The organism is Acinetobacter sp., from assembly GCF_036659555.1.
Taxonomy (GTDB): Bacteria; Pseudomonadota; Gammaproteobacteria; order Pseudomonadales; family Moraxellaceae; genus Acinetobacter.
This window is the reverse complement of sequence record NZ_JAVXCI010000040.1, coordinates 1,202-25,729: the sequence shown is the minus strand read 5'-3', so window position 1 is coordinate 25,729 and position 24,528 is coordinate 1,202. Positions and strand designations below refer to the sequence as shown.

Sequence of the window (24,528 nt, the reverse complement as noted above, 5' to 3'; positions counted from 1 at the left end):
AGCTAAAAACAATTTATCGCTTTATGATGAGTCAATTCGTGAAAAAAAACCCGCAGACCGCATTGGTTCATGCACCAAGACAAGCGCCTCAGTACATTCCAACCGTCCAGCCTCCCCTGTATCGCGCATCGACAATTATTTTTAAAGATACCGATGCACTATTTAACCGCCATTGGACCGATGACTATGACTACAGCTATGGCACCCATGGCACCCCGACAACGTTCACCCTAGGCGACAATATCGCGCAGATTGAAGGCGGCGCATACTGCCTGCTGGCGCCAAGCGGCTTATCAGCCATTAACCTGGTGAACTCTTGTTTTTTAAGCTGCGGCGATGAAGTCTGGGTCGCTGACAATATTTACGGCCCGAATATGGAGCATCTGCGCAATCTGCAAGCGCGCTATGGCATAGATGTTAAAGTTTACAATCCAGTAGATGCAGGAACTTTTCAGCCCACAGCAAAAGCCAAATTAATCTGGCTGGAAGCCGCCGGTTCAGTGACTTTAGAATTTCCGGATTTAGTCAATCTGGTTAAAAAAGCCAAGAGCAGAAATATGCTGACCGCTTTGGACAACACCTGGGGCGCAGGCCTGGCTTTTAATGCCTTTGATTTTGGCGCGGAGCATTTAAGCGTCGACATGACGGTTCATGCATTGACGAAGTACCCCAGCGGCGGCGGCGATATTCTGATGGGTTCGGCAGTAACCCGCGATAAAAGCCTGCATCAGCAGCTGTTCCGCATGCATGCCATTCAAGGTATCTCCATTTCCGGCGATGACGCAGCCCAAGTCCAGCGCAGCTTAGCCTCCATGCAGCTGCGCTATGAGCATCAATCGCGCAGCGCTTTAAGCTTAATGCGCTGGCTGAAGCAGCAGCCTGAATTTGCTCAGGTGCTGCATCCAGCCGATCCGGAATCTGCAGGCCATGGCCACTGGAAAGAAATTTGCCAAGACGGGCACAGCGCAGGCTTAGTCAGCGTGATCTTCAAGCCTGAATACGCCATGCAGGATATCCGCGCTTTCTGCGACGCCCTGTCTTTATTTAAGCTCGGCTTCAGCTGGGGCGGGCCGGTCAGCCTCGTCATGCTGTATGACTTGAAAAGCATGCGCGCGCTGCAGCATACACATTTACAACAAGGCTTGCTGGTGCGCTTCTGCATAGGGCTGGAACATCCGCAGGATTTAATCCAAGATATAGAACATGCGTTAAAACAACTGAAAAGACCGCAAATCGAATAACTTAAAATAAAACCGGGAATAGGGCTGGCTATGGGCACACCGATCAGCATTGCGAAGAAAACCGCCGATCCGCAGCAGGACATTGCGTTGCATTCACAATTCGCCAACCGCCACGGCCTGATTGCCGGCGCAACCGGAACCGGCAAAACCGTTACCCTGAAAGTGCTGGCGGAAAGCTTTTCCCGCATAGGCGTGCCGGTCTTTCTGGCCGACGCCAAGGGCGATGTGTCCAGCCTGGCCAAAGCCGGCGCCGCCAGCCCGAAGCTTGATGAGCGGCTTAAAAGCCTGAATATCGACTCTATTCCTTTTGAAGCTTCTCCGGTGCTGTTCTGGGATTTATTCGGCGCGCAGGGCCATCCAATCCGCACCACGGTTTCCGAAATTGGCCCGCTGCTGCTGGCGCAGATGCTGAACCTGAATGACACGCAGGAAGGCGTGCTGGCTGCCGTGTTCCGCATCGCCGATGATCAGGGCCTGCTGCTGATTGACTTTAAAGACTTAAAAGCCATGATCAGTTATGTCAATGAACATGCCGCTGAGTTTAAAGCAGAATATGGCAATCTCCCGCCTGCCAGCCTCGGCGCGATTCAGCGGAATTTATTGGCGCTGGCCGATCAGGGCGGCGATCAGTTCTTCGGTGAGCCGAGTTTAAATATTCTCGACTTTATTCAAACCGACAGTAATGGTCGTGGCTATATCAATATATTAGCTGCCGACAAGCTGATGAATACACCGAAACTCTATGCCACTTTCCTGCTCTGGATGCTGTCTGAGCTGTTTGAACAGCTGCCTGAAGCCGGCGACTTGGACAAGCCGAAACTGGTGTTCTTTTTTGATGAAGCGCACCTGCTGTTTGACAACGCCAGCGCCGCGCTGCAGGAAAAAATTGAGCAGGTGGTCAGGCTGATCCGCTCCAAAGGCGTCGGAATTTACTTTGTCACGCAGAACCCGCTGGACTTGCCGGAAAGCGTTTTAGGCCAGCTGGGCAACCGCGTGCAGCATGCCTTGCGCGCCTTCACTCCCAAAGATCAGAAAGCGGTCAAAACCGCGGCCGATACCTTCCGCGCCAATCCGGAATTTAAAGCGGATCAGGCGATTACCGAGCTGGGCGTGGGTGAAGCGCTGATCAGCTGCCTGGATGAACAAGGCACGCCACAGATGGTCGAGCGCGGCTGGATCATGCCGCCGCACTCATCCTTCAGCCCCATTAGCCCTGAACAGCGTCAAATTTTGATTTCGCAAAGTATTGCGGCAGGCATTTACGAAAAAACTTTAGACCGCGAAAGCGCTTTTGAACTGCTGCAAAACAAAGTCGCTGAACGCCAGCAGCAGGCCGCGCAAGCTGAACAGGAAAAAGCCCAAACCAAAGAGCAAGAGGCGCAAGCGAAACAGCAGGCCAAAGAAGCTGAAGCACTGGCTAAACAGCAAGCCCGTGAACAGGAACGGATTGCGGAAAAACAGCAGAAAATTGAAGCCGAACGTGAAGCTAAACAGCGAAAGAAGCTGATTCAAGACACGGTGGGAACGTTTGCCAAGAGCGCTGCCCGCAGCCTGGGCGGCAGCGCAGGGCAAAAAATTGTCCGCGGCCTGCTGGGCTCGCTGTTTGGCGGAAAATAGCATTTCATTTTTTGACACACAGCCTGCTTCTGATCCAGCGCAGGCTGTTTTACTCATCTTTCAGAAAAAAATTTATAAAAAGCGCCTTATCAGCAGATCTCCTAAATCAACACTCCCCGCGCCTAAACTGCATTCAGGCAGTCATAAAATTGGCATAAAAATATTATATTTTTTATTCCATAAGTTTTTTATGGTTTTTATGCTAAAAATAGATTGCAAATGGATTTTATAAGATGTATTTTAAATACATCTTATAAATAACCGCCATGAGAGATCAGCTATGACTCCGCAGCAAATTGACCTAGTAAAAGCCACTGTTCCTGTTCTTCGTGAAAATGGCGTTGCATTAACCGGCTATTTTTACAACCGCATGTTGGGCAATAATCCTGAATTGAAAGAAACTTTCAATATGGGACACCAGCGCACCGGCGCGCAGGCGCAGGCGCTTGCTGGCGCGGTATTGGCCTATGCAGAAAATATTGAAGATCCGTCTGTATTGCTGCCGGTTGTTGAGCTGATCGCGCATAAGCATGTCAGCCTGAATATTCAGGCGCCGGATTACAGCATTGTCGGCGAGAACCTGCTGCACTCCATCAGCGAAGTATTGAGCATCCCGATGGAAGACCCGCTGATTGGCGCCTGGGCGGCGGCTTACGGCCAACTGGCTGACCTGTTCATCAGCACTGAAAAAGCCATTTATGAGCAGCACCAGCAGGCTAAAGGCAGCTGGCTGGGCTGGCGCAATTTTAAAATCGCCAAGAAAGTGGTCGAAAGCGATGAAATCACCTCGTTCTACCTTGCGCCTGTAGACGGCGGCGATCTGCCGCAATATGAAGCGGGCCAGTATATTTCAGTTCGCGTATTTGTTGAAGAATTAGGCTTAAAGCAGCCGCGCCAGTACACGCTGTCCAACAGCCCGCAAGCTGACTATTTGCGCATCTCTGTAAAACGTGAAGATGAAAAAGGCGATTTGGCCGGCGGCTGGGTTTCCAACACGCTGCATGGCTTGGCGGAAGGTGCAGAAATTGAAGTTTCCGCACCGACAGGCAACTTCTACCTGATCGACAGCAGCAAGCGCAATGTGTTCATCAGCGGCGGCGTAGGCTTAACCCCGATGATCGCCATGCTGAATCAGCTGGTGACGCTGGACATGCCGCAGCCGGTAACCTTCATCCATGCCTGCCGCAGCAAGCAGGTGCATGCCATGAAGCAGCACATTCATGACCTGAAAGCGAAATATCCGCGCCTCAGCACCTTTACCGCCTATGAGTTCCCGCATGCAGCTGATGCCTTGAATGAGGACTATGACGCGGCTGGCCGCCTGGACTTAAGCACCATGGACAGCGCATTGCTGCCGGCAAAAGCGGACTACTACCTTTGCGGCCCGATGCCATTCATGGCTGAACAGCAAAAAGCCCTGATTGCGCGCGGCATCCCTGCCGAAAGCATTCACAGCGAGGCGTTTGGCACAGGTGGCGTACACCACTAAGCCAAAGCGTTCAGCATGAGATGTGAGGCTGGTCTGGTTATGCTAGACTAGCCTTTATTCATTCAACTTTTGAAAATATCCGTGCAAGCATGCAATTAAATAAGTTCACCGATTACGCCCTCCGAATTTTAATGTATATCGCCCCCCCGCGCGATATGCCGTATACGGTTGCGGAAATTGCGCAGGATCTGCATGTTTCGCAAAACCATCTGGTTAAAATTGTGCATTTCATGGGCAAGCAGAATTGGCTGATCACCACCCGGGGCAAAGGCGGCGGCATCCGGCTGAATCCTGAAGCGCTGCAGCAGAGGCTTGGACAGACGGTGCGCATTCTGCAGCGGGAAACCCCAATTGTGGAATGCAATACCCCGCCCTGCGTGCTCCGCAGCAAATGCGGGCTGAAAGGCATTCTGGATCAGGCACTGGAGCAGTTTTACCAAAGCCTGGATCAGTACACCCTTGCCGAAGTGCTCAGCGCGCCGGCTTCATCCAAATACAGCGCGCATTCTCCAATTCAGCTGATTAATCTTTAATTCACCTTAGCTGTGCGCTTTGGCGCTGCAAAGTTCGCTTGCCTGCGCGACTTCCTTTATAATGCCTGCTTGATAGGTTTTGAATGAAGTTTAGATATGCACCAGAGCAGAGGAAAATCCAAAAACAGTAAATCAGCCAATGGGCCGAAGCAAAAAATCAGCTACGAAAAACAAGTTGATCCTGCCATTACTGAATACTCTGTTCGCGCATTAAATTGGCTGCGCAAAGCGGAATTCTTAATGAGTGCGCCTAAACTGAATTTATGCGTGGAAGACAGCGGCTACGAAATCGCTTTTGCCGGCCGCTCCAATGCAGGAAAGTCCAGCGCAATTAATGCCCTGACCAACCAGAAGCAGCTGGCGCGCGCATCGAAAAAGCCCGGCCGCACCCAGATGATCAACTTTTTCAGCCTGGGCAATCCTGACCAGCGCCTGGTCGATTTGCCGGGTTACGGCTACGCCGCCGTGCCGGAAGCGATGAAAATTGTCTGGCAGAAAGAGCTGGAAAATTACCTGATTCACCGCCAGAGCCTGCAGGGCTTGGTGCTGCTGATGGACATCCGCCATCCGCTGCAGCATTTTGACGTGATGATGCTGGAGTGGGCCTATTCCCGCAGGCTGTTCGTGCATGTGCTGCTGACCAAGTCGGACAAGCTGAACCGCGGCCCGGCGTCCAAAGCGCTGCAGGAAGTCAAAGCGCAATTGAAAAAGATGAAGCTGGATTTCTCCATTCAGCTGTTCTCTTCATTGAACAAGCAGGGCCTGGAGGAGCTGGCCAGCGTGATGGGCGGACGCCTGAACTTCACGCTGGAACAGGCCAGCCAGTTTGACTTAAACAGCATTCCGGAAGCTGAAGCGGATGACGCTGAAGCAGGCTTTGAAGAAGAGGCTGATTTTGAGGATGCTGCGCCTGCAGAAACTGAAAATGAAGCGCCGGCGGCCCCTAAAGAATAATGCCCGGCTTTATTGCCTGACCAAGAATTTTATTTTTTGACCGCGGAATGTCCTGAATTGCTAAACACAGTTCAGGATTTTTTTTCCATGCTGAAGCCTGAAAGCCGGATGCGCCGGCATGCCCGGCTTAACTGGCTGAAGCCGGCGCATCGGCATCCCGTGTATGGCGGTCCACCACCACGCTGATCATCATATCGCCCTGCACATTCACCACCGTGCGCACGGTATCCAGCAGGCGGTCTATCGGCAGCAGAATCGCAATGGCTTCGGCCGGCAGGCCCACCGACTGCAGCACCATGATCATCGTCACCATGCCTGCGCTGGGAATGCCCGGCGCGCCAAGCGAGGCAATCATCGCCGTGGCGCAGACTACCAGCTGCTGGCCCAGGGTTAAGTCCAGCCCCATCAGATTGGCAATAAACAGCGCCGCCGCCGCTTCATATAAAGCCGTGCCGTCCATATTCAGCTGCGTACCTAGGGGAATCACAAAACCCGCAGTCTGCGGGCGCACGCCTAAATTTTCCTGCGCGCATTTCATCGACAGCGGCATGGCCGCCGAACTGGAGCTGGTGGCGAATGCGGTGATCAGGGCTGCCCGCGCGCCTTTGAAAAAGCTGACCGGATTCATCCTGCCGAAAATCCACAGCAGCAGCGGCAGCACCACCGCGCCATGAAAAATTGTGGTGCCGGTGACGACAGCGGCGAATTCCGCCAGGCGGCTCAGCACTGAAATATCTTCGGTCGAAATCAGTTTGGCCAGCAGCGCAAAAATGCCCAGCGGCGCCAGCTTCATCACCCAGCCGATCATCAGCATCATAATGTCGAAGAACTGCTGGCTGAGCTTGCGCACGCTGCGGAACTTGTCGCCGCCTTTCACCAGCGCTGCGCCAATAAATAAGGCGAACACCACCACCGCCAGCACATTGCCCTCGGCAAAAGCTTTGAAGGGATTGATCAGGGTATTTTGAATGAAATGGGTAAAGAAGGAGGCTGGAGTTAAGGTATCCGGAGTTTGATGCTGATTCATGGCATCCTGAAACAGCATAATATCCACGCCTTTGCCGACCTGAAAAATATGCGCGCAGGCCAGGCCTAAAATCAGCGCCAGCGTGGTTGTAGTCACGCAGCAGGCCAAGGTGATTTTCCATACCCGGCTGAGCTGCCCGCCCGCCTGCAGGTTGGATACCCCGACCACAATTGAACTGAAAATCAAGGGAATCAGCAGCATTTTCAGCAGGCCGATAAACACGCTGCCGGCAATGCCCAAACCGTACAGGCTGAGTTCAAAAAACTGCGTCTGCGGGAACTGGTTCAGCAGAAAACCAAAGGCGGCGCCTAAAATGGCAGCCAATAAAATCTGTGTATTCAAGCTCATTGCTTTGCGCTTTTATGTTCTGTCCTGCAGGCACTATGCCATGCCGGATAAGCAGAATCGAGGATTTTTTGCCGCAGCCTTTGGCGAAAAGGCCATTCAAAAACACCCTATTTACAGCTAATGCGCTCAGCGCAGGCCACGCTGGAAAATCATTTGAGCAGCTTCTTCATCTGCAGGCACGCCATTAAAGCTTGCGCCATTTACAGTTAAGCCGCAGGTCGATGCAAAGACCACATTTTGCGCTGAGCTGAGCGCGATGACCCGGTGAACGGCGTCTGCCCAGTCCTTGAACTGCCCGCCATTTGCGCGTTCCTGAACAATGCTTTCAGCTGCATCTTGTTGAATGCTGCACACTTCAGCCAGCTCAGCAGCCGATGCCTGATTGATCTCAACCAAATGCAATTCATATCTTAAAGCCCGTTTGGCTTCCTGCTCCGCCTTGCGCCGTGCCTCTCTTTGCGCCATCTCTTGATTCAGCTGCGCAATACGGGCTTGATCCTCAGCTTTGCTTTTTGCAATGGCTTCAGGCGTATGAGCAGCCTGCCAACGCGCTTCCGCTTCCTGCATTGCGGTATAAGATGCCTTATCTATGCATTGGTATTGCTCATTAATGACGTAGCCGTCTTCACGGGCGCGCATCCGGTCACTTTTCTTCAGCGGTTTGCCATGACAGGCGGCCTGATATTCCGGCGTTTCCACAATATCAGAACAGCCGGCAATACCAAGGCATAAACCGGCAGCCAGCATAAACATAGAGCGATACTGAAGTTTCCGTTCATTGGAATTGAAAAGCACAGCATCCCCCCATATTTTTGATGTTAATTTTTTGATGCTAAACAGCATGCTGATTATTGCGTTTCAATCTCGCGCAGGCGGATCAGGCCTTCCTGCGTAGTGCTGCAGACCAGCTCGCCATTTTGCCACATCCGGCCAAAATTCAGGCCGCGCGAACTGGCGCTGACGGTGGCTTCCATATCGTACAGCATCCATTCATCCGCGCGGAACGGCTTATGGAAATACATGGCGTGGTCAATGCTGGCGCACTGCAGGCTTGGCGACAGATAGCTGAGGCCATGCGGGCGCAGGGCCGTGGTCATCAGGGTAAAGTCTGAATAGAAAGCTGCGATAGCCTGATGCAGGGAGACATCATCCACTTCGGGCGCAATGGCGCCATGCGTGCGCAGATAGTGCGCATAGGTCGGGGCTTCCGGCTGCGGCTGGTACGGATTGCTGGGGTTGATCGGGCGGATTTCCACATGGCGGTCACGCATAAAGCTGGCGCGCACATTTTCCGGCACAAACTCCACCATCTGCTTTTTCAGCTCAGCTTCATTTTTCAGGCTTTGCGGCGCGGGATATTCAGGCTCGGAAATCTGGTAATTCAGGCCGTCTTCATAGCCGGCAAAAGACACCATTGCGGTAAAAATCGTCCGGCCATGCTGGATGGCGCGCACCTGGCGGCTGACAAAGCTTTTGCCGTCGCGCAGGCGGTCAACTTCATAGATAATCGGCGCATTGATATCGCCGCCGTAGAGAAAGTAGGCATGCAGGGAATGCGCGGGACGGTCTGCCGTATAGGAGGCAGCCCTTAAGGCCTGCCCCAGCACCTGGCCGCCGAACACGCGCTTGCCCACCAGATTGCGGCTCTGCCCGCGGAAAATATTTTCCTCCAGCTTTTCCAGGCTAAGCAATTCAACAAGTTCTTGCGTTAAGGCATTCATAAGCAACCTATCTAATATATGGGATGGCGCCAGGCCAGGCAAAAAACCATCATGCGTGCGGAATGCCTCTATATTGCCATAAATCCAGAGCAAAACCCTAGAGATTGGCTGACCGCCCTGTCACGCCGGATTTTTTCAATAATCTGCTAAAAATACGCTTTTTAACGATAAAATCTTACACTTAGCCTGCAATTTGTCAGAAAATGGCAGACTGTATTTCAGCGCAATTATGCAAAACAGCGGCCCGCCTCACACCTGCCTGGGCTTGAGCCGCTTCATGAGGAGTTTGTATGTCCAAAAGTGGTTTTGGTCAAATGTATAGAAAGCTTTCCAGCAAGCTGATTGACCTGGTTGTCACACCGCACGTTCTGGGAGAGCTTCCTGCCGAACCGGCAGCGCCTGCCCCCCAGAGCGGAGACACAAGCTCCCCTCAAAAAGTTGTCTGCTATGTGCTGCTGAACCATTCGCGCAGCAATGCGCTGGTGGTAGACAGCGAAACCCGGCGCCTGAAGCTGCAGCCTGCGCTGAACCCGCTGATGCTGGGGCAGCACAGCGAAAAAGCCTCGGTGCTGTTCCTGCAGCACCGCGATGAAAACAATCTGCTGAACCCGCCGCCGCACGCTTTTCCGCCGCGCCTGCTGCGCATGATTGACGCTCTGGAGCAGCAGCCGGATTTAGACGTTGAGCTGATTCCCGTCACCCTGCTGTGGGGCCGCGATCCGGAAAAAGAAGATTCATGGCTGAAGCTGTTATTTACCGATACCTGGTCTACGCCAAGCAAAGTCAAGCAGCTGGTGAATATCGGCCTGCACGGGCGCCAAACCTATCTTGAGTTTCATCAGGGCCAGTCCCTGCGCGCCCTGATTGATCATGCCAAGGCGACGCATCCCAACCTGTCGCCGGCCACCTATATCATCAGTACGCTGAATGATTATCTGGATGCGCAGCGTGAAGTGGTGCTTGGCCCCGACTTGTCTGACCGGCGCAACGTCATGCATGGGCTGATTAAAGCGCCGGATGTGCAGGATGCCATCCGCCGCGACAGCATCCGCAGCAAAATCAGCATGGTGGAAGCGGAACGCCGTGCGATTGGCTTTTTAAATGAAATTGTTTCCGACTATTCGCATTCGACGGTGCGCTTTGCCGATGTTGCGCTGACCCGCCTGTGGACGCAGCTGTACGACGGCGTTGAAGTGCATAACTTCAGCACTGTGCGCGAACTGGCCAAAGACTACGAAATTATCTATACCCCCTGCCACCGCAGCCATATTGACTATCTGCTGCTGTCTTATGTGATTTACAAGCGCGGCCTGATGGTGCCGTACATCGCTGCCGGCGACAATCTGAACATGCCGTTTGTCGGGCAAATTCTGCGCGGCGGCGGCGCCTTCTTCATCCGCCGCACCTTCCGCGGCAACGCCCTGTACACCACAGTGTTTAAAGAATATCTGTACAGCATCCTGTCGCGCAACACGCCAATTGAGTACTTCATTGAAGGCGGACGCTCGCGCACCGGGCGCCTGCTGCCGCCGAAAACCGGCATGCTGGCCATGACCGTGCACAGCCATCTGCGCGGGCGCGCCAAGCCGATTGTATTCCTGCCGACCTATGTCGGCTATGAACGCTTAATGGAAGGCGCAACCTATGTCGGCGAGATGAACGGCAAGCCGAAGGAAGGCGAATCGGTTCTGGGCATTCTGAAAACCTTGCGCAAAATTGAGCGCATTTTCGGCAAAGTGCATGTCAACTTCGGCGAACCGGTATTTCTGGATGACATGCTGAAAAAGCATGGCGCAGATCAAATCAAAGTCGAGAAAAATGACGCGCCGATTCCGCAGGAAGTGGCAGACGCCGTCAACAGCTCCGCGCATGCCATTCTGGAAAATATCAACCGCGCCGTGGTGATCAATCCGGTCTCGCTGCTGTCGCTGATTTTGCTGGCAACGGCAAAGCATACGCTGGATGAAGAAATCTGCATTAAGCAGCTGGACACCTACCGCAATCTGCTGACTGCGCTGCCGTATGATGAGCGCATGCAGGTGACGCCGCTGTCCGGCAAGGAAATTATCGCCTACGGCCTGAAGCTTAAGCTGATTAAGCGCGTGAAGCATGTGCTGGGCGATATTATTGCCATTGAAGACGGCCAGGCGGTTCTGCTGACTTACTTCCGCAACAACATTGTGCATGCCTTCATTCTGCCGTCCCTGATTGCAGCCTTGGTTGAACATAACGGCTCTATCCGCCGCGGCGACCTGATCAATGTCATCCGCACGCTGTATCCGTTCCTGAAAGCTGAACTGTTCTTAAAATGGCAGGATGAAGAGCTGAAAGACCGGATCTGCGCCTATGCGGAAGCGCTGATTCAGGCCAAGCTGATTTCGGAAGATGCCGAAGGCAACCTGATTTCCCCTGCGCCGAACAGCGAAGACCACAGCCAGCTGGCGGTGCTGGCTGCGCCTGTGATGCAGAGCCTTGAACGCTATTACATGACGCTGGCGCTGATTACCCAGCGCGGTTCGGGCAATATCTCGACCCGCCAGGTGGAAGAGCTGAGCCATTTAGTCGGCCAGCGCCTGTCTGTGCTGTATGAATTCAACTCGCCGGAGTTCTTTGACAAATCGCTGTTCCAAAGCTTTATTAAAGTGCTGACTGAACAGGGCTATATCAGCAAAAATGAAGAAGGCGCTATTGTCTTTGATGACAATTTCAAGAATGTTGCGCAGTACGCCAATCTGGTTTTGGATGATGTAACGCTGCAAATGCTGCAGCACATCACCACTTTCAGTGATGAAGAACTGAAAGAAACGCTGGATAAAGTGGCTGCTGAGCAGGCGAAGAAGCGCCTGAAGCGCAAGAAGAAGTAATTTCTTATTCGTCCGTTTTAAAAGCATAGGCATCTGAAAAAATGCAGGTGCCTATGCTGTAAATGAAGGGATAGGAATTAAAATCTTGTTATTCCCAAGTAGGAATGTTCTGCCTAAGCCCCTAAATCTTTACATCTAGAGAGTTCTTAAAAGTGCTTTTAAAAACACTTTTAAGTGTGTTATATTTGTTTCCAGGAATGAAGATAACTGTATGAACATAAAATTAATAACCATCAATGATGAAGAACAAGAAGATGCAGCTCAAATGGAAGAGCTGTGTTATCTTTTTTCTTTAATGGAGGATGATACCGAAGAAAATACACATCAAGATTGCAGAACAGGTCTCAATGTTCTAAGCGTCCTTGAAAAGCTTGCAGATAGGGTGACTCGCATTATGCCTTGCATAACACGTATCACTTTGGCTATCGCTGAAAGAAAAGATGTTAAAGCCCAATTCCAAGTAATATTGCAGTTAATTAATCGTAAAAAGTTAGATGAAATAGAAAGAACAAAGCAGATCAGTAATAGGCTAAAAAGAGAAGCCGCTGTATTCCAGCTAATTAAATATTCAAGTCATCTCATATCTATATTCCCAATACCGCAAACCATGAACTATATAGAGGCTTAATCATGACTCAATTAATCCATGCACGAATGACTGCCAGTATTACTGAACTCAAAAAAAGTCCTATGGATACAGTCTTAGCAGGTAAAGGGGAAGCTGTTGCAATCCTTAACCGTAATACTCCTGCTTTCTACTGTATTCCTGCTGAACTATATGAAACGATGATAGAGCAGTTAGAAGACTTGGAACTCAATAAAATTGCAGATGCTCGTGCGAATCAAAAGCGCATTCGAGTAAATATAAATGAGCTATAAATTAGATTTTTTAGAAGAAGCATTACAAGAGTGGAATAAGCTTAATTCAAGTATTAAGCAGCCATTAAAGAAAAAGCTTATTAAGGTTTTAGAGAATCCTCGAATTCCTAAAAATAAGCTATCTTGGCATCCCAATCGCTATAAAATTAAACTTCGCAGTATTGGTTATCGCTTAGTATATGAAGTTATAGATGATGAGGTTGTTGTCTTAGTTATTGCCGTAGGTAAACGCGAAAATAATACTGTTTACGATTCAGCCGATTCAAGACACTCTTAAATAATTTTTAGCAATAAAAATCCCCGGCATCCTGCCAGGGATTTTCGTATTGGTTCTCTCAGTGCAAACCCCAAATAGAAATGTCCGCTTTTAGAATACGCACTGGAACGGATTTTCACAAAAACTGTCCATCTACCGAAACTCTCCCAACAGCGCCAGATAATCTTCAAAACAGTTTGGATGCTGTAATTCAAAACCCATTGCCTGCATCCGCGATGCATAAATCCGCTTGCCTGAGGGTACATCACTTTCCAAAACCAAAGCTGGCAGCGCCAACTGCTGCTGAAACCATTGAATAATTTCATGCAAAGGCAAGGGCTGGCTGTTGCTGCAAATATAAGACTTTTCCGCCTGTTCCACGTGAAGCAAGTGCGCTAAAAATGCAGCCAGATCCTCAATATGAATCCGGTTCGACCAATGCAGCTTTAGATAAGTTTTGGTTATTTCCGCAAGTTTAATCATGCGGGCAACCGATGTGCCATAAATCCCTGTCGGCCTCACAATCACACACTGCGACGGATAAGCCTGCTGCCACGCAGCTTCCATGTTCAATAGCACCTGCCCTTGCGCATCGCCCGGCTGTGGAGGGGTTTCATCATCAATCCGCTCACCCGCATTTTCACCGTAAACGCGGGAGGAAGAAACCACGATCACTTTTTTTACAGGATGATTTTTTAAGGCATGAACTATTGCTGAAATCGATTCCACAAAAGTTCGCTGATAAGCTTCTATTGTGCTGGCTGAGGGTGACAGCAAGACATAAACTGCATCAATCGGCGCTATTTCAGACAGATCCAGCTGCTGTATATCTTGAATCAGATGAGAAGCAAAACCATCTGATTTCGGGCTTCGGCTGATTGTGGTAATTTGGTGGCCTTGCTCAAATAACTGTTTAGCGGCGCGCTGAGATGTTTTACCATAACCTATAAATAAAATATGCATTTAGCACCTGATCAAAGATGTACTGAGGGGAAATGGCTGCCATCCATCAATTGCAAGGCGCAGGAAACGCTGCCGCCGCATTGCTTGAAAAACTGAATATTTTCACCACCGACGATTTACTGTTTCATTTGCCGCGCGACTATGAAGACCGCAGCACGATTATTGCAATGAACCAGCTGACCGCCGGCCGCAGCTATTTGCTGGAAGGCACGGTGAAAAGTGTGGACTTTCCGCCGGGAAAACGCAAATCCATGGCGGCGCTGCTGGAAGATGACTTTGGCAAAGTCACCCTGCGTTTTTATCATGTTTACAAAGGCATTACCGACCGCGCCAAAATCGGCAGCCGCCTGCGGGCCTTTGGCGAAGTTCGGGTCGGCGCGCGCGGGCTGGAAATGTACCATCCCGAGCTGCAGCTAATTACCGAACACACCCCGCTGCCGCAGACTCAGCTGACCGCCATTTACCCGGCAACCGATGGCCTGACCCAGCCCAAGCTGCGTGAATATGTCAGGCAGGCGCTGGAAAAGCATGCTGGCGAGCTGCCGGAACTGCTGCCGCGCCAGTTCAGCAATGGCTATGCGCTGCGCGATGCGCTGGACTATATTCACCATCCGCCCGTCAATGCCAATATGCTGCAGCTGGCGCAAGGCGCGCATCCGGCGCAGCAGCGCCTGATTTTTGAAGAACTGGTGGCACATCAAGTCAGCCTGCTGACGCGGCGCGCCTATATGCAGCAGATTGAAGCGCCGTCCTTCAGCCCAAGCAAAACATTTGCCAAACAGCTTTTAAGCAGCCTTCCTTTTGAAATGACCGGCGCGCAAAAACGCGTTTCCAAAGAAATCGCAGCCGACCTGAAGCAGAACAAGCCGATGCTGCGCCTGGTGCAGGGCGATGTCGGCGCAGGCAAAACCCTGGTCGCCGGTGTGGCGGCCTGCCATGCGCTGGAAGAGGGCTGGCAGGTCGCGCTGATGGCGCCGACTGAAATTTTAGCCGAGCAGCATTATCTGAATTTCAAGAAATGGTTTGAGCCGCTGGGCCTGACGGTGTCTTGGCTCTCCGGCAAGCAGAAAGGCAAAGCCCGCGAAGCCGCTGAGCAGATTATTAAAGACGGCACGGCCAATCTGGTGGTCGGCACGCATGCGCTGTTTCAGGACAATGTCGCATTCGCCAAACTCGGACTGGTGATCATTGATGAGCAGCACCGCTTCGGGGTCGATCAGCGCCTGGCGCTGCGCAATAAGGGCCTGAACGGCATGAGCCCGCATCAGCTGGTGATGACCGCCACGCCGATTCCGCGCACGCTGGCCATGTCAGCCTACGGCGATTTGGACACCTCGGTGATTGATGAGCTGCCGCCCGGGCGCACCCCGGTTCAAACCGTCACCATTCCGCTGGACCGGCGTGAACAGGTACTGCAGCGCATTGCCGCCAACTGCGCCGAAGGCAAGCAGGCCTACTGGGTCTGCACGCTGGTTGAGCAGTCTGAAACCCTGGATGCGCAGGCGGCCGAAGCCGCATTTCAGGAAATCAGGCAGCGCTTTCCTGAGCTGAATGCCGGGCTGGTGCATGGAAAAATGAAGGCTGATGAAAAGCAGGCGGTAATGCAGCAGTTTAAAAACAATGAACTGCAGCTGCTGATTGCCACCACGGTGATTGAGGTTGGCGTGGATGTGCCGAATGCCTCGATTATGGTGATTGAAAATGCCGAGCGCCTTGGGCTGTCGCAGCTGCATCAGTTGCGCGGGCGCGTCGGGCGCGGCGCCGCAGCCAGCTTCTGCGCGCTGCTGTATAAAAGTCCGCTGTCGCAAAATGGCCAGGAGCGCCTGCGCATCATGCGCGAAACCAGCGACGGCTTTATCATTGCCGAAAAAGATTTGGAGCTGCGCGGGCCGGGTGAACTGCTTGGCACCAAGCAAACCGGCGATATAGGTTTCCGCGTGGCGAAGCTGGAGCGCGATGACCATCTGCTGAGTCAGGCGCACTATGCCGCGCAGCAGATCTTGAAAGACTATCCGCAAAATGCCGAAGCGCTGCTGAAGCGCTGGCTGCCTGAAGCGCCAAGGTATGCATATGTTTAAGCAGCGCAACAGCAGAAAAACCGTTTTAAATCTGAAATAAGCCGCCCGCATCATCAGCGGCAAGTGTTGATAATGCGGCATAAATAACCACAAAAAACAATTCAATAAAAAAAGAATGGGAGAAAAAGATGCTAAAAATATTCAGCGGCTTCATCCGCCACGGCTTAAAGCAAATGCTGCCTTGCGTGCTCTGCGGCATCGATGCACAGCAAAAATATACATTATGCAAAGACTGCTGGAACAGCCTGCCTTGGCTGAAAGAAGCAGTTCTTCGTCAGGAGATGCAGGTTTTTAGCGCCTGCCATTATGCCTATCCTTTAGACCGCATCATTCAGCAATTTAAATATCAGCAGCATCTCCATTATCAAACGGCACTGGCAGGTTTATTGCGCGAATTAAAGCTCCCTAAAATTCAAGCCATCGTGCCGATGCCGATCTCTGTTGAAAAATTGACTGAACGCGGCTATAACCAATCCCTGCTGCTGGCCAAAGGCTTATCTGCGCATTTGAATGCTCCCATCTGGCAGCCGGTTCAGCGCTTGCAGCAGCATTCGCAGAAAGGCCTCAGCCGCTTAGAGCGCTTGCAGGATATTCAGCAGCAGTTTGTAATGAATGAAAAACCAAGAGTGCGTTACCGAAAAGTCTTGATTGTAGATGATGTGGTGACCACCGGCAGCTCCATTCACGCCCTAAAACAGTGTTTAGAGCAGCTGAACTGCCAGAAGATATCCGCAGTATGCTTAGCTGCTGCTCGATAGCAGCAGCACAGAAAAAAGACTGTTAAGCTGATGCCAGATACTGCTTAACCCATGGCATCACAATTTCTGAGGTTAATGGCGCCAGCAGCGTATCGGCATCATCCAGATCCAGCCATTTCATTTCGGCAATTTCCGCCTGCGCTTGCGGCGCCTGCTCCAGCTGCACATGGTAGACATAGCTGACCAGCAGGTGATCCGGCTCATTGGCAGCCTGCGTTTCAAAGCGCCCCAAATAATGCTGAATCTGGGCTGCGCAGCCAAGTTCCTCCGCAATTTCCCGGACAACCGCCTGTTCAGGCAATTCATCCGGCTCCAGTTTTCCGCCCACCTGCATAAAGCAGGCGGTGTTTTTCTTGCGCACCAGCAGCAGCTGATGCTGTTCATTCAGCACAATGCCGGCAGCCACAGTAATCACTTTCATGCCTGCTGCACCAGATCCTGCTGATCGGCAGCCATGCCCCATTTCGGCTGCGGCGCCTGATAGGCTTTAAACTGCGCCAGAATTTCCTCAATGCTTTCCGAAACCGCCAGGCTGCTGCTGAAGCGCTGATGGGTAAAGCCTTTATCCGCCGTCATCTGAATGAATTTCAGCAGGTCATCATAAAACCCCGCGGTATTTAAAAATGCGCAGGGCTTTAAATGAATGCCCAGCTGCGCCCAGGTCCACTGCTCAAAAATTTCTTCCAGCGTGCCCGCGCCGCCCGGAATCGCGATAAAGCCGTCCGACAGTTCAGACATCAGGGTTTTGCGCTGATGCATATTTTCCACCACATGCAGTTCGGTCAGATGCGGATGCGCCAGCTCGCGGTCAACCAGCTGTTTCGGAATGACCCCGATCACCTTGCCGCCGGCCTGCAGCGCGCTGTCTGCCACCATGCCCATCAAGCCTGAACGCCCGCCGCCGTAAACCAGCGCAATTCCATGCTGCGCCAGAGTTTTACCGGCCAGCTGAGCCGCCTGCAGGTAAGCCGGGTCGCAGCCCAGCGCTGAACCGCAGAAAATTGCTATAGAATTCATCATTTATCATCCTGTTATCAGTCTGTCATGCCGCTAAAATAAACTTCGCAGAGTTTTTTTAATAAAATAGCCATTCGAGCAGTGTATTTGTTGAAATCCTTGTCTAAAATACACGCATTCATTCACACATACTGCGCCAGGGAGAAAAGACGGCATGCTTGAAGCCTTTTACGCCACAGAGCGCGGTAGCCTGGAAGACGCCACCATCAACGGCGGTTTTGACCTGCATCCGGAGCTGGTCTGGCTGGACCTGATTGCGCCGTCGCAAGAAGAGCAGCAGTGGATTTTAGACGCCTATGAGCAGAATCTGCCGACCCTGAAATCGCTCGAAGATATTTCCTCATCAGCCCGATTTTACCGCGATGATGACGGCATTTTGCATATCAGCACGTATTTTTTAACGAAAAATAAAAATTTTCAGGTGGACGGAGAAACGGAAGAAAATTCCAGCATTCTGGCCACGGTGCAGACTGTCGCATTCATCCTGCATAAAGAGCGCCTATTCACCCTGCGCGGCGAAAAGCTGGTGGCCTTCCGCGCCTTCCGCGCCCGCGCGCGGCGCAATGACTATGAAATTGACTATAAAGAGCCGACATGGATTCTGCTCGGCCTTTTGGAAGCCAAGCTGGATGAGCTTGCGGATATTCTGGAAGACATCCACAAGGACTTGGAAAAATATTCCACAGAAGTGCTGAACAACCGCCACCGCGAAATGATTTTAGATCTGGATGACATGATTACCCGGCTGGCGCAATTGGAAGACATGCTGGGGAAAGCCCAGCTGTGCCTGATTGACCTGCGCCGCGTGCTGACTTTCCTGTCGCGCCCTCGGGCCTTGGGCAGCCATATTTATGATGCGGATATCCGCGAGCTGAGCGAAGACGTGCGCTCGCTGGTGGAGCACGATGCTTTCCTGTTCCAGAAAGTGCGCTTCCTGCTGGACACCACCTCCGGATTCATCAACACTGAACAGAATGACACGATCCGCCGCTTCTCGATTTTGCCGAGCATGCTGGCGCCGCCCATGCTGATTGCCAGCATTTACGGCATGAATACCGAAGTGCTGCCTTTTGCGCACGGCACCACCAGCTTCGTTATTGTCAGCCTGATTTTAGTCGCCTTCTTTGTCGGCCCGATGATTTATTTCCGCTGGAAAAAATGGATTTAAGCAGGCTTTGAAGCGCTGCTTAGCCATCTTCTACAGCAAACAGATGGAAAATATCAAGCCGGAAAAAAAGCGCCCGAAGGCGCTTTTTCATTCCGCTTAAACCAGCTGCAGGTCATTTTCCAGATGGCAGGCCTGAATAATATTCAGCATCTTTGCCGGTACGGCTTTGAACTGCAGCCCCCGCGCATCCGGCGTCTGGCGCAGCCAGCGCACCAGTACCGCCAAAGCCAGCGTGCTGCCCTGCTCCAGCTGCGACAGATTCACCACCACCGGAAACTTAGCCTGCGCCTGAATTTCCTGCAGGCCTTTCCGGTAATACTGCTCAGCATTGCTGTAGTCAATTTTTCCGCAAACCTGCAGTTCCTGCTGCTCAAATTTAATCATACGCCGCCTGCGTTATTTTTTCTTGTCAACCGCTGCTTCAGCATCCGGCTTAAAGTTGGCAATTGCCTTGTCTATATTGCCGCCGTTGCGCTTGACCGTCGCTGCGAACTGGTTGCGGAACTGCAGGCCCAGGTCAATGCCGGACACATTGATGTTGCGGATTTTCCATTGTGAGCCTTTATCCACCAGCTGGAAAGCGACTGGAATTTTTTCGCCATTGTTGCTGAAATCAATAGTCACCACCGGATTCTTGCTGCCGGTATCCTTATAAGGGCGCATGCTGTAGGTCTGATTGCTGAACTTGGCAAAAGCGCTGCCGTAATTTTCAATCAGCGTTTCACGGAAGTTGCGCTCAAACTGGGCGCGCTGCGCTACGCTGCTGTACTGATTGGTCGCATAAGTGCCCATGACAATGCGGGTAAACGACTGCGAGTCGATATACGGATCCAGATTCTGGCGCACAATGGCTTTGACCGCAGCAGGGTTATTCTGCAGCTTGCCGTGATCCGCCTTCAAGCGTGAAATCAGGCCATCCGCAACTTTTTTAATGAATGCGGGCGGTGCTTCAGACGGCGCAGCGAAAGCTGTCCCGGCCAGCATTGCCGAAAGAATGCCTGCTGTAAGCGTCTGTTTAAATAAAGTCTTCACGCAAATATCTCCTCAAATAATTATTCAGCAAATTTAGGTTCTGCGTCAGCGGGTTCTGCAGCTTCCTGGCCTGATTCTGATTTGCTGCCTGCACTGTCTGACGGCTTGCCCGCGCCGCCAGTCACAAACTTAGTCACCAAATCTTCAATTTCCATTGTGCCTTGGGTGTTGGCAATCCGGTCACCGCGCTTCAAGTAGTTCAAGCCGCCGCCCGGTATGATTTTCAGATATTTTTCACCCAAAAGGCCATTGGTTGCCACCATAATGTAAGCATCTTCATCAATATTGGTGATGGACTTCATGTTGCCTGTCAGCTGCTTTTCCATGTCTTTTTGCTGCGCAGGGTCAGAGGCTTCATAATCTGAGCTGTAGCGCAGCTCGTCCAGCGCATCTTTCTGCACCTGCTTCAGCTGCTCATCATTAAATGTGGTCAAGCTGCCGTCCATGGTCATGTGCACAGTGGCCAGTCGGGTCACCGGATCCAATGAAATCGAATCGACCTGGCCGACTTTTACCCCGCTGAGCGTGACCTTAGCGCGCGGCTTGATGCCGCTGACATTTTCAAAAACTGCCGTCATGGGATAGCCGTCTTTCAAGTTGCTGCCCACCAAGCCGCTGACGCGCATGGCCAGAAAGAATAATGCAATCCCGAACAGAATGACAAATACACCGACGGCCAGTTCACTTGCGCGTGATTTCATTAAACACCTCCAAACATGACCGCAGTCAACACAAAATCAAAACACCGCAATCCATGTACAAATTAAAGCAAAAACAAAACTTTTAATGATGGTGCCGTTAAACACATCTTTATAGAACCGGACCGCATTTTCCATGCCGCTCCAGTAAGCGCCTTCATCCGCGCCGAGAAAATCCACCCCGACCATCTTGCCGCCCATAATGCCGACCGCGGCGAAAATCACCGACAGCATCGGCAGGCTGAACACCCCGGCCCAGAGGCGCGGTGAAATCACCCGCTTTAAAGGATCAACGCCGATCATTTCCATGCTGGACAGCTGCTCCGTGGCTTTCATCAGGCCAATTTCCGCAGTCAATGCGGAACCGGCGCGGCCGGCGAACAGCAAGGCTGCCACAACCGGCGCCAGCTCGCGCAGCAAGGTTAAAGACACCGCTGCGCCCAGCATGGCTTCACTGCCGAAAGTCACCAGAATGCTGTACATCTGCAGGCCCAGCACCGCGCCGATAAACAGGCCGGAAACCACAATAATCAGCAGCGACATCACGCCGACGCGGTACATCTGATAAATAAACAGCCTGACGCCGAGCCATGTCGGCAGCGAGCATATGACCTGCAGCAGCATCAGCGTGGCTGTGCCGATTCCCCGCACACGCTCAATGACGCGCCGGCCTAATGAGGCGATAGCATTCATGAACGGACCTCATGGCTTAAATAGGGCTGCTGGCTGAACTGGTAATCCACCGGGCCTGCCATAGAGCCGGTCAGAAACTGCTGCACAAAAGGCGAAGCATTAGCTTTCAGCTGCGCAGGCGCGCCCTCGCCCTGCACTTTGCCTTCCGCGACAACATAAATGTAGTCAGCAATTGACAGCGTTTCCGCCACATCATGCGAAACAATAATCGTGGTTAAATCCAGCGCTTCACGCAGCGTCCGGATCAGCCGGGTCAGCACGCCTTTTACAATCGGGTCCTGGCCGGCAAAAGGCTCATCATACATAATCAGCTCAGGATCCAGCGCAATGGCGCGGGCCAAAGCCACGCGCCGGTTCATGCCGCCGGAAAGCTCCGACGGCATTAAGCTTTCGGTGCCGCGCAGCCCGACAGACTCCAGCTTGAGCGCCACAATTTCCGCAATTAAATGCTCCGGCAGCTGGGTATGCGCGCGGAGCGGGAAAGCGACATTTTCATATACGGACATATCGGTAAACAGCGCGCCGCTTTGAAACAGCATGCCCATTCTGGCGCGGGCAGCAAAAAGCTCCTGGCGGCTCATCAGGCCAATGTTTTTTCCATCCAGCAGAACTTCGCCCTGATCCGGCGTCAATTGCCCGCCAATCAGACGCAAAAGGGTGGTTTTTCCCGTGCCGGAAGGCCCCATGATTGCCGTAATTTGACCGCGGCGAATGCTTAAACTGACATTGTCATAAATGATCCGCTCGCCCCGCTTAAAGCTCAAATTATTCACTGCAATAAGTGACTGAGCCTGATGAGGTGTTTGATTATTCATAGCTGAGCGTTTTCCTGCATTTTTTCAGCATGCATACTATAAAGGATTGAAGTTCAAAATGTTACCATTCTGTGTAAACAGTTTTTTTCAGATTGAATAGGAATTTGTATTTATTTTTTTATTCTTCTGAGCTGTGGCTGCGTTCAGTTCAGCTGGCGCTTAGCCAAAATAATTGTATACATAATAAATGAGATTGCATAAAAACAAAGTCAAACCGATATAAGGCATAAGCACCTCAAGCAGAGCTGTTTTTCTAAAGGAAACCGGCGGGCTGTCCATAATTGTCAATAAATGTCAAAAACTTGAACCAGTATACATTTTAATTCCCCAAGGTAAAACCGATGCGCATAAAAAAACCGGTGTTTCCACCGGTTTTTTCAATTCAAGACTAAACTGAAAACTTAGTCGTTAAATTTGCGGCGCGGACGGTCTTCACCGAACGCTGGGCGTTCACCGCGCGGCTTGTCGTCAAAGCTGCGGCGCGGACGGTCTTCACCGCCGAATGCGCGCTTTGGACGGTCGCCGAAACCGCCTTCACGGCGTGGCGCCGGACGGTCGCCGAAGTCACGCTTTGGACGGTCGCCGAAGCTGCCTTCACGGCGCGGCTTGTAGTCTACGCGGTTGCCGCGGTTGTCATCATTTGAATCAAAACGCGGTTTATCATTGAATCCGCCTTCACGGCGTGGCGCCGGACGGTCGCCGAAATCGCGCTTTGGACGGTCATCGAAAGAACGCTGCGGACGGTCGCCGAAGTCGCGCTTTGGACGGTCATCAAAAGAACGCTGCGGACGGTCGCCGAAGTCGCGCTTTGGACGGTCATCAAAAGAACGCTGCGGACGGTCGCCGAAACCGCCTTCACGGCGCGGACGATCATTATTAAACTCACGGCGCGGACGGTCTTCACCGCCAAATGATGGACGGTCACCGCGAGGCTTGTCATCGTAGCTGCGGCGCGGACGGTCTTCACCGCCTTCACGGCGCTTGAAGTTGCTTTCGCCTTCAAAACGTCGACCGCCGCCGAAACCGCCGCGTCCGCCGTCACGGCGTCCGCCGCCATTGCCGCCACGGCCATTGCCGCGTCCGCCATCACGGCCACCGCGCGCTGGCGGCGGAGACGGCTCAAGGCCTTCAATTTCAGATACTTCTAAACGCGCATCCAAGTAATCTTCTAAAGCGCGGATTTTGCCGCGTTCGCGGTAAGTCGCCAAAGTGATTGCTTTACCGGTACGGCCAGCACGGCCAGTACGGCCAATACGGTGCACGTAGTCTTCATTCTTCATTGGAAGGCCGAAGTTGATTACGTGGGAAATTGTCGGCACGTCAAGACCGCGCGCTGCAACGTCAGTTGCAACCAGGATTTTTGCACGGCCTTCACGGATGCTGCGCAGGCGGCGGTTACGCACAGTCTGCGGCATCGCGCCATGCAGCGCTACAACTGAAAGGCCAGCTTCTGCAAGCTCTTCAGCCAGCATGTCTGTATCTTCCTGAGTTGAAGCGAAGACCACAGCCTGATCCATATCTTCTTCACTTAACCAGTGAGTCAGCAGTTTTTTCTTATGCTCAAAACCGTCAGTCCAGTGCAAAGTCTGGGTAATGTCAGTATTTGTAGAATGGCCGGTTTCAATCGCAATACGCTGCGGATCATTCATCATGCGCTCAGCAAGGTTGATGATGCGCGGCGCAAATGTTGCAGAGAACATTAAAGTCTGCTTGCGGTTTGCAGCCAAGTCGCTGATCGCTTCCAGGTCTTCAGAGAAGCCCAGGTCAAGCATGCGGTCAGCTTCATCCACAATGAGGGATTCAACTTTATCCAGCTTGATTTGACGGCGGTTAACCAAGTCAAGCAAACGGCCCGGAGTCGCAACGACAACTTGCGCGCCTTTAAGCTGCTGGATTTGCTTGCCGAAAGGCATGCCGCCCATGATCGCAGCGACACGCACGCCTTTCATGTGGCGTACAAATGCAATCGCGTCCTGGCAAACTTGCTGCGCAAGTTCACGCGTTGGCGAAATTACCAGGATAGAAGGCTGAGTAACCGCTTTCATGCGCTCTTTAAATGGCACGAAAGATTCCTGACCCGCTAAAGCGTTCAGTGTCGGGAGTAAGAAAGCTGCAGTTTTACCTGAACCTGTCTGGCTTGATACTAAAAGGTCTTTGCCTTCTAAAGCCGCAGGAATAGATTGTTCTTGCACAGGCGTAGGTGCAGTAAAACCAAGAGTCTCAAGCGCTTGTTGCAGCGACTCGTCTAAAGAAAAATCAGCAAAAGTTTTGCTCATAGAGATATTCACCCTAATGTGGGTGCTCCATTAAATATATGGTCTGTTGGACATCGGCAAAAAGCGGCACAGCAATAATCGCTGAAAATATAGAATCAGCG

At 52.0% G+C, this 24,528-nt stretch carries 23 protein-coding genes and 1 pseudogene; 12 read left to right on the top strand and 12 right to left on the bottom strand.

Annotated features, from left to right (window positions below):
- Positions 1 to 26 precede the first annotated feature (26 nt).
- The 5 genes from RSA72_RS07270 (at position 27) to yihA (ending at position 5,834) form a co-directional block, all read left to right on the top strand.
- Complete coding sequence (locus RSA72_RS07270; RefSeq protein ID WP_443098325.1) at positions 27 to 1,241, top strand: PLP-dependent transferase; 1,215 nt, start codon at positions 27 to 29, stop codon at positions 1,239 to 1,241.
- Between the two features lie 30 nt (positions 1,242 to 1,271).
- Complete coding sequence (locus RSA72_RS07265; protein WP_332621608.1) at positions 1,272 to 2,858, top strand: helicase HerA-like domain-containing protein; 1,587 nt, start codon at positions 1,272 to 1,274, stop codon at positions 2,856 to 2,858.
- A gap of 280 nt (positions 2,859 to 3,138) precedes the next feature.
- Positions 3,139 to 4,347 (top strand): NO-inducible flavohemoprotein, encoded by a 1,209-nt coding sequence (hmpA, locus tag RSA72_RS07260; protein ID WP_332621610.1) that lies wholly within the window; start codon positions 3,139 to 3,141, stop codon positions 4,345 to 4,347.
- 89 nt (positions 4,348 to 4,436) lie between these two features.
- The gene (locus RSA72_RS07255) at positions 4,437 to 4,880 is read left to right on the top strand and encodes an RrF2 family transcriptional regulator (protein WP_332621612.1); all 444 of its coding nucleotides are present in this window, start codon (positions 4,437 to 4,439) and stop codon (positions 4,878 to 4,880) included.
- A 96-nt stretch (positions 4,881 to 4,976) separates the two neighbouring features.
- Positions 4,977 to 5,834: a ribosome biogenesis GTP-binding protein YihA/YsxC gene (gene yihA / locus RSA72_RS07250; protein ID WP_332621614.1), complete on the top strand. Its 858-nt coding sequence runs from the start codon at positions 4,977 to 4,979 to the stop codon at positions 5,832 to 5,834.
- Between the two features lie 127 nt (positions 5,835 to 5,961).
- Here yihA and RSA72_RS07245 read toward each other — a convergent pair whose 3' ends face one another.
- From RSA72_RS07245 to RSA72_RS07235, 3 genes are all read right to left on the bottom strand, one after another.
- Complete coding sequence (locus tag RSA72_RS07245; RefSeq protein ID WP_332621615.1) at positions 5,962 to 7,209, bottom strand: dicarboxylate/amino acid:cation symporter; 1,248 nt, start codon at positions 7,207 to 7,209, stop codon at positions 5,962 to 5,964.
- Positions 7,210 to 7,335: 126 nt separating this feature from the next.
- Complete coding sequence (locus tag RSA72_RS07240) at positions 7,336 to 7,962, bottom strand: helix-hairpin-helix domain-containing protein (RefSeq protein ID WP_332621617.1); 627 nt, start codon at positions 7,960 to 7,962, stop codon at positions 7,336 to 7,338.
- A gap of 95 nt (positions 7,963 to 8,057) precedes the next feature.
- Positions 8,058 to 8,930: an acyl-CoA thioesterase gene (locus tag RSA72_RS07235; protein ID WP_332621619.1), complete on the bottom strand. Its 873-nt coding sequence runs from the start codon at positions 8,928 to 8,930 to the stop codon at positions 8,058 to 8,060.
- A 290-nt stretch (positions 8,931 to 9,220) separates the two neighbouring features.
- Here RSA72_RS07235 and plsB point away from each other — a divergent pair, with 290 nt between their 5' ends.
- The 4 genes from plsB (at position 9,221) to RSA72_RS07215 (ending at position 12,950) form a co-directional block, all read left to right on the top strand.
- Entirely contained in the window at positions 9,221 to 11,794 is a 2,574-nt protein-coding gene (gene plsB, locus RSA72_RS07230) for a glycerol-3-phosphate 1-O-acyltransferase PlsB (RefSeq protein WP_332621621.1), read from the top strand.
- 211 nt (positions 11,795 to 12,005) lie between these two features.
- On the top strand, positions 12,006 to 12,422 hold the full coding sequence (locus RSA72_RS07225; RefSeq protein ID WP_332621623.1) for a hypothetical protein: 417 nt from the start codon (positions 12,006 to 12,008) through the stop codon (positions 12,420 to 12,422).
- A gap of 2 nt (positions 12,423 to 12,424) precedes the next feature.
- Positions 12,425 to 12,673, top strand: coding sequence for a type II toxin-antitoxin system Phd/YefM family antitoxin (locus RSA72_RS07220; RefSeq protein WP_332621625.1), 249 nt, complete (start codon positions 12,425 to 12,427; stop codon positions 12,671 to 12,673).
- Complete coding sequence (locus RSA72_RS07215; protein WP_332621627.1) at positions 12,663 to 12,950, top strand: type II toxin-antitoxin system RelE family toxin; 288 nt, start codon at positions 12,663 to 12,665, stop codon at positions 12,948 to 12,950. The genes RSA72_RS07220 and RSA72_RS07215 overlap by 11 nt, the downstream gene beginning before the upstream one ends.
- Before the next feature lie 132 nt (positions 12,951 to 13,082).
- Here RSA72_RS07215 and RSA72_RS07210 read toward each other — a convergent pair whose 3' ends face one another.
- A complete protein-coding gene (locus RSA72_RS07210; protein ID WP_332621629.1) occupies positions 13,083 to 13,892 on the bottom strand; it encodes an NAD-dependent epimerase/dehydratase family protein in 810 nt (269 codons plus the stop codon).
- A gap of 32 nt (positions 13,893 to 13,924) precedes the next feature.
- On the opposite strand from RSA72_RS07210, the gene recG reads away from it, so the two are divergent.
- Both recG and RSA72_RS07200 read left to right on the top strand, forming a co-directional pair.
- Positions 13,925 to 15,970: an ATP-dependent DNA helicase RecG gene (gene recG, locus RSA72_RS07205; RefSeq protein ID WP_332621631.1), complete on the top strand. Its 2,046-nt coding sequence runs from the start codon at positions 13,925 to 13,927 to the stop codon at positions 15,968 to 15,970.
- A 128-nt stretch (positions 15,971 to 16,098) separates the two neighbouring features.
- Entirely contained in the window at positions 16,099 to 16,728 is a 630-nt protein-coding gene (locus tag RSA72_RS07200) for a ComF family protein (RefSeq protein ID WP_332621632.1), read from the top strand.
- Positions 16,729 to 16,750: 22 nt separating this feature from the next.
- On the opposite strand, the gene RSA72_RS07195 is transcribed toward RSA72_RS07200, so the two are convergent.
- Both RSA72_RS07195 and RSA72_RS07190 read right to left on the bottom strand, forming a co-directional pair.
- Positions 16,751 to 17,149 (bottom strand): NUDIX hydrolase, encoded by a 399-nt coding sequence (locus RSA72_RS07195; RefSeq protein ID WP_332621634.1) that lies wholly within the window; start codon positions 17,147 to 17,149, stop codon positions 16,751 to 16,753.
- Entirely contained in the window at positions 17,146 to 17,745 is a 600-nt protein-coding gene (locus tag RSA72_RS07190) for a TIGR00730 family Rossman fold protein (protein ID WP_332621648.1), read from the bottom strand. The genes RSA72_RS07195 and RSA72_RS07190 overlap by 4 nt, the downstream gene beginning before the upstream one ends.
- A gap of 154 nt (positions 17,746 to 17,899) precedes the next feature.
- Between RSA72_RS07190 and RSA72_RS07185 the strand changes: the two genes are divergently transcribed.
- Complete coding sequence (locus RSA72_RS07185; protein ID WP_332621636.1) at positions 17,900 to 18,913, top strand: CorA family divalent cation transporter; 1,014 nt, start codon at positions 17,900 to 17,902, stop codon at positions 18,911 to 18,913.
- 96 nt (positions 18,914 to 19,009) lie between these two features.
- Here RSA72_RS07185 and RSA72_RS07180 read toward each other — a convergent pair whose 3' ends face one another.
- From RSA72_RS07180 to RSA72_RS07155, 6 genes and pseudogenes are all read right to left on the bottom strand, one after another.
- Positions 19,010 to 19,297: an STAS domain-containing protein gene (locus tag RSA72_RS07180; RefSeq protein WP_332621637.1), complete on the bottom strand. Its 288-nt coding sequence runs from the start codon at positions 19,295 to 19,297 to the stop codon at positions 19,010 to 19,012.
- 12 nt (positions 19,298 to 19,309) lie between these two features.
- On the bottom strand, positions 19,310 to 19,945 hold the full coding sequence (locus RSA72_RS07175) for an MlaC/ttg2D family ABC transporter substrate-binding protein (protein ID WP_332621639.1): 636 nt from the start codon (positions 19,943 to 19,945) through the stop codon (positions 19,310 to 19,312).
- Positions 19,946 to 19,965: 20 nt separating this feature from the next.
- Positions 19,966 to 20,646, bottom strand: coding sequence for an outer membrane lipid asymmetry maintenance protein MlaD (mlaD, locus tag RSA72_RS07170; RefSeq protein ID WP_332621641.1), 681 nt, complete (start codon positions 20,644 to 20,646; stop codon positions 19,966 to 19,968).
- A gap of 39 nt (positions 20,647 to 20,685) precedes the next feature.
- Positions 20,686 to 21,336, bottom strand: a pseudogene (locus RSA72_RS07165) (MlaE family lipid ABC transporter permease subunit); the annotation flags it as partial.
- Positions 21,333 to 22,151 carry an ABC transporter ATP-binding protein gene (locus tag RSA72_RS07160; protein WP_332621643.1) on the bottom strand — a complete coding sequence of 273 codons (819 nt, stop codon included), beginning with the start codon at positions 22,149 to 22,151 and terminating at the stop codon, positions 21,333 to 21,335. The pseudogene RSA72_RS07165 and the gene RSA72_RS07160, both read right to left, overlap by 4 nt.
- Positions 22,152 to 22,552: 401 nt before the next feature.
- On the bottom strand, positions 22,553 to 24,427 hold the full coding sequence (locus RSA72_RS07155; protein ID WP_332632920.1) for a DEAD/DEAH box helicase: 1,875 nt from the start codon (positions 24,425 to 24,427) through the stop codon (positions 22,553 to 22,555).
- Between the last annotated feature and the right edge of the window lie 101 nt (positions 24,428 to 24,528).

Excerpts from the sequence above, each read along its gene's own strand:
- RSA72_RS07270 (WP_443098325.1), top strand. The coding sequence starts at position 27 with ATGAGTCAATTCGTGAAAAAAAACCCGCAGACCGCATTGGTTCATGCA.
- RSA72_RS07265 (WP_332621608.1), top strand. The coding sequence starts at position 1,272 with ATGGGCACACCGATCAGCATTGCGAAGAAAACCGCCGATCCGCAGCAG.
- hmpA (WP_332621610.1), top strand. The coding sequence starts at position 3,139 with ATGACTCCGCAGCAAATTGACCTAGTAAAAGCCACTGTTCCTGTTCTT.
- RSA72_RS07255 (WP_332621612.1), top strand. The coding sequence starts at position 4,437 with ATGCAATTAAATAAGTTCACCGATTACGCCCTCCGAATTTTAATGTAT.
- yihA (WP_332621614.1), top strand. The coding sequence starts at position 4,977 with ATGCACCAGAGCAGAGGAAAATCCAAAAACAGTAAATCAGCCAATGGG.
- RSA72_RS07245 (WP_332621615.1), bottom strand. The coding sequence starts at position 7,209 with ATGAGCTTGAATACACAGATTTTATTGGCTGCCATTTTAGGCGCCGCC.
- RSA72_RS07240 (WP_332621617.1), bottom strand. The coding sequence starts at position 7,962 with ATGTTTATGCTGGCTGCCGGTTTATGCCTTGGTATTGCCGGCTGTTCT.
- RSA72_RS07235 (WP_332621619.1), bottom strand. The coding sequence starts at position 8,930 with ATGAATGCCTTAACGCAAGAACTTGTTGAATTGCTTAGCCTGGAAAAG.
- plsB (WP_332621621.1), top strand. The coding sequence starts at position 9,221 with ATGTCCAAAAGTGGTTTTGGTCAAATGTATAGAAAGCTTTCCAGCAAG.
- RSA72_RS07225 (WP_332621623.1), top strand. The coding sequence starts at position 12,006 with ATGAACATAAAATTAATAACCATCAATGATGAAGAACAAGAAGATGCA.
- RSA72_RS07220 (WP_332621625.1), top strand. The coding sequence starts at position 12,425 with ATGACTCAATTAATCCATGCACGAATGACTGCCAGTATTACTGAACTC.
- RSA72_RS07215 (WP_332621627.1), top strand. The coding sequence starts at position 12,663 with ATGAGCTATAAATTAGATTTTTTAGAAGAAGCATTACAAGAGTGGAAT.
- RSA72_RS07210 (WP_332621629.1), bottom strand. The coding sequence starts at position 13,892 with ATGCATATTTTATTTATAGGTTATGGTAAAACATCTCAGCGCGCCGCT.
- recG (WP_332621631.1), top strand. The coding sequence starts at position 13,925 with ATGGCTGCCATCCATCAATTGCAAGGCGCAGGAAACGCTGCCGCCGCA.
- RSA72_RS07200 (WP_332621632.1), top strand. The coding sequence starts at position 16,099 with ATGCTAAAAATATTCAGCGGCTTCATCCGCCACGGCTTAAAGCAAATG.
- RSA72_RS07195 (WP_332621634.1), bottom strand. The coding sequence starts at position 17,149 with ATGAAAGTGATTACTGTGGCTGCCGGCATTGTGCTGAATGAACAGCAT.
- RSA72_RS07190 (WP_332621648.1), bottom strand. The coding sequence starts at position 17,745 with ATGAATTCTATAGCAATTTTCTGCGGTTCAGCGCTGGGCTGCGACCCG.
- RSA72_RS07185 (WP_332621636.1), top strand. The coding sequence starts at position 17,900 with ATGCTTGAAGCCTTTTACGCCACAGAGCGCGGTAGCCTGGAAGACGCC.
- RSA72_RS07180 (WP_332621637.1), bottom strand. The coding sequence starts at position 19,297 with ATGATTAAATTTGAGCAGCAGGAACTGCAGGTTTGCGGAAAAATTGAC.
- mlaD (WP_332621641.1), bottom strand. The coding sequence starts at position 20,646 with ATGAAATCACGCGCAAGTGAACTGGCCGTCGGTGTATTTGTCATTCTG.
- RSA72_RS07160 (WP_332621643.1), bottom strand. The coding sequence starts at position 22,151 with ATGAATAATCAAACACCTCATCAGGCTCAGTCACTTATTGCAGTGAAT.
- RSA72_RS07155 (WP_332632920.1), bottom strand. The coding sequence starts at position 24,427 with ATGAGCAAAACTTTTGCTGATTTTTCTTTAGACGAGTCGCTGCAACAA.